8 protein-coding genes are annotated in these 10,920 nt (G+C 71.0%); 4 read left to right on the forward strand and 4 right to left on the reverse strand.

Annotated features, from left to right (window positions below):
• Positions 1–60: 60 nt before the first annotated feature.
• The 4 genes from KRR26_RS32370 to KRR26_RS32385 all read right to left on the reverse strand — a co-directional run bounded on the left by KRR26_RS32370 (position 61) and on the right by KRR26_RS32385 (position 6,745).
• Complete coding sequence (locus KRR26_RS32370; protein ID WP_120203483.1) at positions 61–1,434, reverse strand: carbohydrate porin; 1,374 nt, start codon at positions 1,432–1,434, stop codon at positions 61–63.
• A gap of 88 nt (positions 1,435–1,522) precedes the next feature.
• Positions 1,523–3,241 (reverse strand): N-acetylglucosamine-specific PTS transporter subunit IIBC, encoded by a 1,719-nt coding sequence (gene nagE / locus KRR26_RS32375; protein ID WP_217081699.1) that lies wholly within the window; start codon positions 3,239–3,241, stop codon positions 1,523–1,525.
• A 28-nt stretch (positions 3,242–3,269) separates the two neighbouring features.
• Positions 3,270–5,840 (reverse strand): phosphoenolpyruvate--protein phosphotransferase, encoded by a 2,571-nt coding sequence (ptsP, locus tag KRR26_RS32380; protein ID WP_217081700.1) that lies wholly within the window; start codon positions 5,838–5,840, stop codon positions 3,270–3,272.
• Positions 5,837–6,745, reverse strand: coding sequence for an N-acetylmuramic acid 6-phosphate etherase (locus KRR26_RS32385; RefSeq protein ID WP_217081701.1), 909 nt, complete (start codon positions 6,743–6,745; stop codon positions 5,837–5,839). The genes ptsP and KRR26_RS32385 overlap by 4 nt, the downstream gene beginning before the upstream one ends.
• 308 nt (positions 6,746–7,053) lie before the next feature.
• On the opposite strand from KRR26_RS32385, the gene KRR26_RS32390 reads away from it, so the two are divergent.
• From KRR26_RS32390 to KRR26_RS32405, 4 genes are all read left to right on the forward strand, one after another.
• Positions 7,054–7,782, forward strand: a complete 729-nt coding sequence (locus tag KRR26_RS32390; protein WP_233576707.1) for a GntR family transcriptional regulator — start codon at positions 7,054–7,056, stop codon at positions 7,780–7,782.
• The gene (locus KRR26_RS32395) at positions 7,779–8,816 is read left to right on the forward strand and encodes an SIS domain-containing protein (RefSeq protein WP_217081702.1); all 1,038 of its coding nucleotides are present in this window, start codon (positions 7,779–7,781) and stop codon (positions 8,814–8,816) included. Before KRR26_RS32390 ends, KRR26_RS32395 begins: the two co-directional genes overlap by 4 nt.
• On the forward strand, positions 8,816–10,003 hold the full coding sequence (gene nagA / locus KRR26_RS32400) for an N-acetylglucosamine-6-phosphate deacetylase (RefSeq protein ID WP_217081703.1): 1,188 nt from the start codon (positions 8,816–8,818) through the stop codon (positions 10,001–10,003). The genes KRR26_RS32395 and nagA overlap by 1 nt, the downstream gene beginning before the upstream one ends.
• 106 nt (positions 10,004–10,109) lie before the next feature.
• On the forward strand, positions 10,110–10,920 hold an 811-nt coding region (locus KRR26_RS32405), incomplete at its 3' end, for an Ig-like domain-containing protein (protein WP_236069407.1).

Consider the following 10,920-nt stretch of genomic DNA (forward strand, 5'->3'; position numbering starts at 1 on the left):
TTCTCCCTCCGCCACGTCGCCGTGGCCACTGAAACGAATGGGTTGGGGACAGCCAGGGCCTCAGAGCCACCACTCGACGCGCGCGCCCACGTAGTGACCGACCTTCGAGCCGCCCACCGTCTGGAGGTACGGCGAGAGGACGCGATCCACCGCGGCCTGGTTGTAGAGCGCGAGCGTGTAGAACAGCCGCAGGTGCGGACGCGCCCAGATGTCGCGCTTCCCGGTGGGCACCAGCGTGGGGACGATGGACAGCTTCATCGCCGTGCCGAACTTCTCGTGGCCCTCGCGCAGCCCCTGGAAGCTCGCCTCGTTGACCAGGTGGAATTGATCGTGGAGGTACAGGGTGCTCTGCGCGCCGACGGCGTACTCGACATACCGGTCAGCGACCGCGCCGCTCGCGCCGCGGCCCGTGTGGAGGATGCCGTAGCCGTTGAGGCTGAGCAGCGGGTTGACGTTGACGAGGAAGTGCTCGACCACCTCCACGCCATAGGCTCCCGAGTACTTGCCGCTCGCGGAGGGCAGGCCATAGGTGTTCCAGGTCGGCGTGCCCCCCAGGCTGCCATTCGCGATGCGGCTGCCGAAGCGCACCGACGCGTCGTTGAAGCTGCCGTTGCCGAGGTCCAGGTGGCCCTTCACGCCAGCCACCACGCCCACGTCCTTCGGGAGGACCCGCTGCTCATCCCCCAGACGGGTGACGGCCTGGGGCAGGGAATGCACCTCGGCCAGGAGGTGCACGGAGTGCTTGTTGGGGAGAGGCTGCGTGTACTGCGCCACCAGCACCGTGCGCTGCCGGCGCTGGTCCGGCTTGCCGTCACCATCCGTGTCGATGGCGTACTCCGCGAGGGTCGCGGAGGTTTGGAGCAGCACCGCCACGTCCAGCGGGCCGTACTGCATGCCCAGGCCCTGCGCGGACAGGTTGTTGAAGTACCAGTAGTCAGACAGGTACACGTTCGTGCCGCGATAGAAGCGCACGCCGCCCCAGAACTTCAGGCCCGGCAGCAGGATGTTGCCCGCCGCGACGTAGGCTTCGCCCAACTCGAGCGCGAGCGTCGAGCTGAAGCGGTTGCTCGTGAGGCCGATGAACAGGCCATTGTCCGCCCACATCGCGGGCGTCAGCACGGCATACGCATACGGCGCATCCGGGTTCGTCTCTGCCTGCTTCAGCAGGTGCAGCTTGAGGGAGGGCTCCAGATAGTCCCCCTCCTCCAAGCGACCGCCCACGGATCGGCCGGTGAGGTTGAAGGTCTTTCCCTGGATGAACTCGCCGCTGGTGGGCGCCCAGCCCACGCCGACGCGGCCGTACATGGAGAACTCCAGCCGGTCCGTCAGGGATTGCGCGCTCGCGGACGACGCGAGCAAGAGACTCAGCGCGGCCACGAGCAGGCGCGCCGGACGACACTCGAACAAGGGGACTGCGGGGCCACCGGGAATCATGTGTGAACCTCCGGGCAAGGCACGGCCAGCCCCTCCTCATTGGAGGGGTTGATTCAGTGAGGGAGACTGCGAATGGAAGCAGGGGCGGCTAGAGCATGGCGCGCAGCTCGTCCGCGACGCGGTCCGCGGTGGGGCCAAGGATGACCTGCACGCTGCCGCTGGCCGGCTTCACCACGCCGCGCGTCCCGAGCCCCTGGAGCTTCGCGTCGTTGACGAGCAGCTCATCGGCCACGCTCAGCCGAAGCCGCGTGGTGCAGCTCTCCACCACGCGCACGTTGCCCGCGCCCCCCAGCGCATCGAGCATGGCGCGCGCGAGGATGCGGTGCTCTCCGCCCGAGGCCCCCTGGGACTGGAGGACGCGCTGCACCTCACCCGCGATGACGTCCGCCTCGGGCCCGATGATGACCTGCACGCTGCCCGCCGCCGGACGCAGCACCCCGCGCACCCCGAGCTGCTTCAGCGCGACCTCATCGACCCGCGCCCCGTCCTGCACCTGGAGCCGCAGCCGCGTGGTGCAGGCGTCGACCTCCTTCACGTTGAGCGCGCCGCCGAGCGCCCGCAGGTAGGCCTCGCCGCGGGCCAGCACGGGCACCGCGTCTCCCAGGCTGGCGGGCGCGCTCGCGACGGCGGCCTGCTCATCCTCGCGGCCGAGCGTCTTGAGGTTGAAGCGCGCGATGACCACGCGGAAGACGCCGTAGTAGACGAGGCCGTAGCCCAGGCCCACCGGCAGCAGCCAGAGCGGGTGCGTGGACTTGCCGTAGTTCAGCACGTAGTCGAACAGCCCCGCGGAGAAGCCGAAGCCCAGCTTCACGCCCAGCGCATCCATGATGACGTGCGACAGGCCCGTCATCACCGCGTGCAGCACGTAGAGCAGCGGCGCGAGGAACATGAAGGCGAACTCGACGGGCTCGGTGACGCCGGTGAGCGCCGAGGTGAGCGCCATGGACAAGAGCACGCCACCGACGCGCGCGCGGTTGCGCGAGGGGGCCGCGTGGTACATCGCGAGGCACGCGGCGGGCAGGCCGAACATCATCACCGGGAAGAAGCCCGCCATCATCGCGCCCGCGGACGGGTCTCCCGCGAAGAAGCGCTTCAGGTCCCCTGTCACGCCGTTGTAGTCACCGAGCACGAACCACGCGAGGTTGTTGATGATGTGGTGCAGCCCCGTGACGATGAGCAAGCGATTGAGGAAGCCGTAGACGAACAGGCCCATGCTCCCCGCGCCCATCACCGAGCGGCTGAACCCATCCAGCCCCATCTCCACCACGGGCCAGCCGTATCCAAACGCGAGCGCGTAGACGAGGCAGACGCTGCCCGTGACGATGGGCACGAAGCGGCGACCTCCGAAGAACGCGAGGTACTCGGGCAGCTTCATGTCCTTGAAGCGGTTGTAGAGGAACCCCGCGCTCAGGCCCGAGAGGAGCCCGACCGGCGTGCTGAGCTTCGCCGCCAGGCGCGCCTTGTAGGTCGAGAGCGCCAGGTCTCGCGCGGCGCCCGCCAGTCCCGCCGTCACCTCGGGGGGAATGGTGATGAGCGCCTCCGTCCCCTTGATGACGATGAAGTAGCCCACCGCGCCCGCGAGCCCCGCCGCGCCATGGTTCTCCCGAGCGAAGCCCACGGCCACGCCCACCGCGAACAACAGGCCGAGGTTGGAGAAGATGGCGTCGCCCGCCGCGGCCAGGAAGGCGATGTCGAGCAGGTCCGGTTGCCCCAAGCGGAGCAACAAGCCCGCGATGGGCAGCACGGCAATGGGCAGCATCAGCGCGCGCCCGAGCTGTTGCACTCCACCAAACGTGTTTCTCACCACGATGTACCTCCGTTATGGGGCCGGCCGTTCACAGGCCGGGCCAGGTGCTCCTCACCAGCGCGCGGACGGCATCCGCGCTCTCCAGCGACAAGGCCGCCCGCGCGACCTGCTCGCAGTGCGCGAGCGAGAGCGTGCGGAGGGCCGCCTTCACATCCGGGATGACCGCGGGCGTGGCGGACAGCTCCGTGACGCCCAAGCCCACGAGCAGCGGCGCGGCGAGCGGCTCCGAGGCGACGCCGCCACACACCGCCACCGGCCGGCCATGCACACGGGCGCCTTCCACCGTCTTCGCCACCAGCCGCAGCACGCCGGGGTGCAGTCCGTCCAACCGTGCAGCCAGCTCCGCGTTGCCGCGGTCCATGGCCAGCACGTACTGCGTGAGGTCATTGGTCCCAATGGACAGGAAGTCCGCCGCCGCCGCGAGCTGATCCGCGAGCACGGCCGCGGCGGGCACCTCCACCATCGCGCCCAGGGCAATGGGCTCCACTCGGCCCAGGGCCACGCGCTCGGCCTCGACCACGGCTCGCACGGCGCGCAGCTCGTCGGCGGAGGTCACCATCGGAACGAGGATGCGGCAGGCCCCTCGAGGCTGGACGCGGAGGATGGCCCGCACCTGGGCACGCAAGAGCTCCGGTGAGCGCAGGGACACGCGCACCCCACGCAGGCCGAGGACGGGGTTCTCTTCACGCGGAAGCGGCAGATAGGCCAGCGGCTTGTCCCCACCGACATCCAGCGTGCGGATGACCAAGGGGCGCCCGTGCAGCGCGTTGGCGATCTCTTGGTAGCGCGCGGTCTGTTCCTCTTCGTCGGGCGCGTGGACCCGCTCCAGGAAGAGGAACTCGGTGCGCAAGAGGCCACAGCCCTCCGCGCCCTTGTCAAAGGCAGACAGGGCATCCGCGGGCCGCCCCAGGTTGGCGAACACCTCGATGCGCACGCCATCCGCGGTGCGGCACTCCTCGTGTGCATTCGCGAGCCGCGCGCTGCGGCGCTCCGCTCGCGCCGCGAGGCTCCGCGCCGTCGCCTCACGCGTGGACTCGGACGGGAAGACGCGCACCTGCCCGGCGTCACCTTCGAGCACGAGCGGCGCGCCGTCCGGGATTCCCAGCGCAGAAGCCCCCATCGCCACCACCGCGGGAATGCCCATCCCCGCGGCCAGGATGGCCACATGCGACGTGGGCCCACCGCGCGCCATGCACAAACCCGCGATGCGCCGAGCATCGAGCGCCGCCAGCTCCGAAGGCAGCAGCTCATCCGCGACGAGGATGGCATCGGGCGGAAGCTCGGCGGGCACGCGCGAGTGCGCGCGGCCCATCAACTCCGCGACGACTCGCCGCGCCAGGTCCCGCAGGTCCGAGGCGCGCTCGGCCAGCCGCGCGTCCTCCAATCCCACGAGGGCCGCGGCCTGACGCTCGACCACCGCGCGCCAGGCCCAGGGAGCGCTGCGGCCTTGGGCCAGCTCGCGACCCGCGGCCTCGGTCAGCTCCGGGTCCTCGAGCAGCGCGAGGTGTGCGCGGAAGATGTCACCGCGTGCGCCGGCCCCCGGCCCCGCGGCGTTCGCGGCCTGAATCTCGGCGCGCACGCGCGCGAGGGCCTCGTCGAGGCGCGCCGACTCGTGCTCCAGGCCCGCGCCCGCCTCGGGCACCTCGAAGGTCAACTCCGTGACGCGCACGGCACGCCCCAGCGCGAGGCCCGGCGACGCGAGCGTGCCGGAGAGGAGTCGCTCGCCCTCGGAGGCATCCAGCACGGCCACGGGCGCGGCGGGCACTGGCATCGACACGGCCACGCCCGGCGCGGCCCGAAGATGAATCGCCTCGCCAAGCCCCTCGGCCACCCACTCCACCAACTCGCGCGCCACCTGCTCCGCGCCCTCGCCTTCCACCTGGAGGGACAAGAGGTCGCCGTGCACCGCGCCCAGGGCCATGAGCGCGGACACGCTCTTGCCGTTGGCCGTTCGGCCCTTGCACGTCAGCACCACGCCGCCCAGGTGCTGCCGGGCGCGCAGCGCGAACGCGGCGGCCGGACGCGCGTGCAGGCCGTGCGCGAGCAGCAAGCGGACCTCCCGCAGCACGTGTGCATCCGTCTGCGCCTCGCTCGCGCGCGCCGCGTCCCCGGTGACGGTGAGCAGCGGCTCGCCCGCCTGGACCGAGCGCCCCTCCACGCAGTCCGACACGGTGTAGCCATCCGCGTTGACCACCACCATGAGGGTCTGGAGGCTGCGCGCCTTGCGAGCGAGCAGGTCCATGTCGAAGGTGATGAGCAGCGCGCCGGCGCGCACCTGCTGGCCCACCTGAACGTGGCAGGTGAAGCCCTCTCCGCGCAGCGCCACCGTGTCGATGCCGATGTGCAGGAGGATCTCCGCGCCCGTCGGCGCGCGCAGCGTGCACGCGTGACGCGAGGCGTGGACGGACACGACGACGCCGTCACATGGAGCACGCAGCTCGGAGGACGTGGGGTCCACCGCCACGCCGTCGCCAATCAGTCGCTGCGCGAAGGCCGGATCCGGCACCTCTTCCAAGCGCGCGGCCCATCCCGAGACAGGCGCGCCCAGCCGGAGTCGGGCCGCCACGACATCCGCACGAGCCAGGGAGGCGCGGCTCATCGCTCACCCTCCCCCGCCTGCCGCAGCCACGTCATCGCGCGGCGCAGGTTGCCGCCGGCTCGCGCCAACGCCGCGTCCACGCGCCCATCATCCCAGCCGCCCAACCGCAGCACGGCCCGCTTGACCGAGCCATGGTGCGCGAGCGCCTCCGCCGCGCGCTCCCCGTCCACGTTCGCCAGCCGGGCCACCATCGCCACGCAGCGCTGGCGCAGCTTCGCGTTCTCGGGCCGCACATCGACCATCAGGTTGTCGAACACGTGCCCCAGCCGCGCCATGACCGCCGAGGAGAAGAGGTTGAGCACCACCTTCTGCGCCGTCCCCGCGCCCAGCCGCGTCGAGCCCGCGATGACCTCGGCGCCCGTCGGGACCACGAGCGAATGCGCGGCCGTGCGCCCCAATGGAGAGTCCGGACGACACGCCACCGCCACCGTGAGCGCATCGCGACCGCGCGCCTCGGACACCACGCCCACCGTGAAGGCGCTGTGGCCACTGGCCGAGACGCCCACCACCACGTCCCCCGGTCCGAGCCGCGCCTCACGCGCCCGCTCCGCGCCCGAGGCCGCGTCATCCTCCGCCGCCGCATCGAAGCCGCGCGTGAGGTCCAACCCCCCTGCGAACAACGTCACCGTCCGCGCGGTGGGCCAATCGAACGTGGGCCCCAGCTCCAGCGCGTCCAATGCCGCCAACACCCCGGACGAGCCCGCGCCGGCGTACACCAGCCGCCCGTCCGTCCGAGCCAGCCGCTCCACCGCGCCATCCACCGCCGCGCTCAGCCCCGGCAGCACGGCCAGGCACGCCGCCACCGCTCGGGACTGCCCGCTCCACAGCGACTCCAGGACGTCCGCCGTCCCCCAGGAATCCAACCCCTGGAAGCGGTGGGCCATCTCTTCCGTGTCCTCCACCATGACCGTGTCCCCCCGTTCGAACTGGTATCAAACTGGACTCAACGACAATACCAGCAAAAAACGCGTTTTCAAGGACCACCACGCAATTCAAACTAGTCACATTGCGTCAACGAACCGCCATTGCACGAAATCTCACAGTCAATTCCGCGAGGTACACGGACGACTTCTCGGCAATTTCAGGATTGGCCGAGAAGACCTCTGGTGCTATATTGGTATTCAACTGGTTCGACACCTGGAGCAACGCCATGTCGGTGGATCCCCGCAGAGGCGCCCCGTTCGACAAGGGAGCGATCTCGAGCGCGCTTCCCATGCCGCTCTATCTCCAGCTCGCGCGGCACCTGCGGGGCCTCATCGTGGGCGGGCACCTGGGCCACCTGGACGCATTGCCGGGCGAGCGCGAGTTGGTGGAGACCTTCGGCGTGTCGCGCGTGACGGTGCGCAAGGCGCTGCGCGAACTGCAGACAGAGGGACTGCTCCAGCAGCGTCAGGGCGCTGGCACGTTCGTCAACCGCGTGCCCTATGTGGAGCAGCGCCTGTCCACGCTGACCAGCTTCTCGGATGACATGGCCTCGCGCGGACTGTCGGCGGGCTCGGTGTGGCTCCAGCGCCTGGTGGCGGTCGCCACGCCGGAGGAGACGCTGTCGCTGGGCCTGAGTCCGGGCGCGACGGTGAGCCGCCTGCACCGGCTGCGCACGGCGAATGACACCCCCATGGCGCTGGAGCTGGCCGTGGTGCCCACGCGCTTCCTGCCGGATCCGCGCACGGTGGAGGGCTCGCTGTACGGGGTGCTGCGCGCCCGAGGCCACACGCCGTTCCGCGCGCTCCAGCGACTGTCCGCGGTGCAGCTCACCGCCGAGCAGGCCGGACATCTGGGCGTGCGCGAGGGCACGGCGGCCCTGTCCATCGAGCGACGCACGCTGCTGGAGGACGGCACTCCTCTGGAGCTGGTGCGCTCTCAGTACCGAGGGGACGCATACGACTTCGTCGTCGAGCTGAACATGACCGGAGGCCCGAACCCCCAGGAGCCCCACCGATGATTGCCTCCCATCCCCTGCCCGTCATGGCGCGCGAGGCGGCGCAGAGCGCGGAGGTCGCGCGGCTCCAGCTCCAGCACTGCGAGGAGGCCTTCGCGGAGCTGGGCGAGCGACTGCGGCGTCACCCGCCCCGCTTCGTCGTCACGTGCGCGCGCGGCAGCTCGGACCACGCGACCGTGTACGGCAAGTACCTCATCGAGACGGTGATGGGACGCGCGGTCGCGTCGGTGGGCCCCAGCATCGCGTCCATCTACGGCGCGCATGCGCTGGACCTGCGCGACTCGCTGTTCATCGCCGTCTCACAGTCCGGGCGCAGTCCGGACTTGCTGCGCATGACCGAGGCCGCGCGCGCGGGCGGCGCCTTCGTGGTGGGCTTCGTCAACGAGCCCACCGCGCCGCTCACCTCACGCTGCGACCTCGCGCTCCCGTTGTGCGCGGGACCGGAGCGGAGCATCGCGGCCACCAAGTCGTATCTGCTCTCGGGGCTCGCCTTCCTTCGGCTGGTGGCGCACTGGTCCGCGGATGCGTCGCTCCGCGAGGCAGTGGCCGCGCTCCCCGAGGCGCTGGAGGCCGCGCGCGCGCTCGACTGGTGGCCGGCCCTGAGCGGCCTCACGGACGCGCGCAGCCTGTACGTCGTCGGCCGTGGCAGTGGGTTGGGCGCCGCGCTGGAGCTGGCGCTCAAGCTCAAGGAGACGTGCCGCCTGCACGCCGAGGCCTTCAGCTCGGCCGAGGTGCTCCATGGTCCGCTGGGGCTCGTGCGGCCAGGGTTCCCAGTGCTCGCGCTGGGGCAGGAGGACGGCTCCGCGGAGGGAACGCGCGCGGTGGTGAAGCGCATGCTGGAGCTGGGCGCCGAGGTCCGCTCGGTGCTCCCTGTTCCCGGCGCGTTGCCTTTGCCCACGGTCGCGGAGGTGCCCACGGTCCTCGCGCCGCTGTGTCAGGTGCAGAGCTTCTACATGGCGGTCCATCGGCTCGCCTCGGCGCGCGGGTTGGATCCCGACGCGCCAGCCCACTTGCGCAAAGTGACGGAGACCGTGTGATGACGCAGGCACTCTTGGGCCCCCGCGTATTCACGGGAGAGCGCATGCTCGACGGGCACGCGGTCCTGGTCGAGTCCGGTCGCATCGTCGCGGTGACGCCCGCGCATGCGCTGCCCCAGGACATCGCGCGTCACGCGCTCCCCAGCGACCACCTGCTCGCCCCGGGCTTCATCGACCTTCAAGTGAACGGCGCGGGGGGCGTGCTCTTCAACGACACCCCCACCGTGGAGGCCGCGATCGCCATCGCCGCGGCCATGCGGCGCGGAGGCGCCACGGGCCTGCTCCCCACGTTCATCACGGATGCGCCCGAGCGGACCGCGCAGGCCTGTGCGGCCATCGAAGCGGCCCTTGCGCGCGAGGGCAGCGGCGTCCTCGGACTGCACCTGGAGGGGCCCTTCATCAGCCCGGAGCGCCCCGGCGTGCATGACACCCGCTTCATCCGCGATCCGGATGAAGCCACGCTCGCCTCGCTGTGCTCGCTCGCGCAGCGGCTCGCGCGACAGGGCGCGCGCCTGCTCATGACGCTGGCCCCCGAGCGCGTGCCGGACTCGGCCATCGCGCGCCTCTTCGCCGCAGGCGCGGTGTTGGCCGCGGGACACACCGCCGCCAGCCATGAGCGTGCGCACCAGGCCGTCCGCGCCGGGGTGCGCGGCTTCACGCACCTGTTCAACGCCATGCCGCCCATCGGGAATCGGCAACCCGGCCCCGTGCTCGCGGGCCTGGATTCAGATGAGGCGTGGTGCAGTGTCATCGCGGATGGCTTTCACGTGCACCCCGCGAACCTGCGCCTGCTGCTGAAGGTGAAGCCTAAGGGCAAGGTCGTGCTCGTGACGGACGCCATGTCGCCGGTGGGCACCGCCGCGACCTCGTTCACGCTGTGCGGGCGCACCATCCTGCGCCGCGACGGGCGGCTCGTGACGGAGGACGGGACGCTGGCGGGCGCGGACATCGACCTCGCGCACGCCGTGCGCAACGCCGTCGAGTGGCTGGGCGTGCCGCTCGATGAAGCGCTCCGCATGGCCTCGCTGTATCCCGCGCGCGCGCTCGGAATGGAGCAGGAGCGCGGGCGCATCGCGGCGGGACATCGCGCGGACCTCACCTTGCTGCGCGCGGATCTCACCATCGCGGCCACGTGGGTGGCCGGCAGAGAACACCGCGCGGAGGACCTCGCGAGCGCAACGAATTGACCCGGAAAAATGCGGGCGCACCTCTCCAGGGATGCGAGCCCGGGAACCGATCGCCGCTCGGCGATCCGCGCTCCGGCTCGCATCCACCGCAGCGAGGAGAGCAAGCATGCGTCGCAGCAAGTGGTTCATCGGTTTGATGGTGTCGGCCCTGTCCGTGACGGGCTGTGGCCAGAGTGGATTCACATCCCAGGACGAGGGCGCGGGCAGCGTGATGCGCGCCCCGCTCGTCGCGGAGTGGGCGGCGGGTGTGGCGTACACGACGGGGACGCAAGTCACGTACGGCGGCCGGCTGTATCAATGCCGCCAGCCCCATACGTCGCAGCCGGACTGGACGCCTCCCGCGGTGGCCTCCCTCTGGTTGGACCTGGGGCCTTCGGGCGGGGGAGACACCACGGCCCCCACCGTCACGCTGAGCGCCAGCGTCACGCGCATCACCGCGGCGGGCTCGCTCACCCTCACCGCCACCGCCACGGACAACGTCGGCGTGGACAAGGTGGAGCTCTTGGAGAACGGCGTCGTGGTCGCCACCAGCACCAGCTACACGCGCACGTTCTCCGGCGCGGCGCAGAACGGCACGTACACCTACGTGGTGAAGGCCTATGACAAGGCCGGCAACGTGGGCTCGCAGACCGTCACTGTGAGCGTCGCCATCCCGGGCGATGGCGACACGATTCCGCCCACCGCCACGCTCAGCGCGAGCGCCACGAGCATCACCGCGCCGGGCTCGCTCACCCTCACCGCCACCGCCACGGACAACGTCGGCGTGGACAAGGTGGAGCTCTTGGAGAATGGCGTCGTGGTCGCCACCAGCACCAGCTACACGCGCACGTTCTCCGGCGCGGCGCAGAACGGCACGTACACCTACGTGGTGAAGGCCTATGACAAGGCCGGCAACGTGGGCTCGCAGACCGTCACTG

The organism is Citreicoccus inhibens, assembly GCF_019039035.1.
Classification (GTDB): domain Bacteria; phylum Myxococcota; class Myxococcia; order Myxococcales; family Myxococcaceae; genus Citreicoccus; species Citreicoccus inhibens.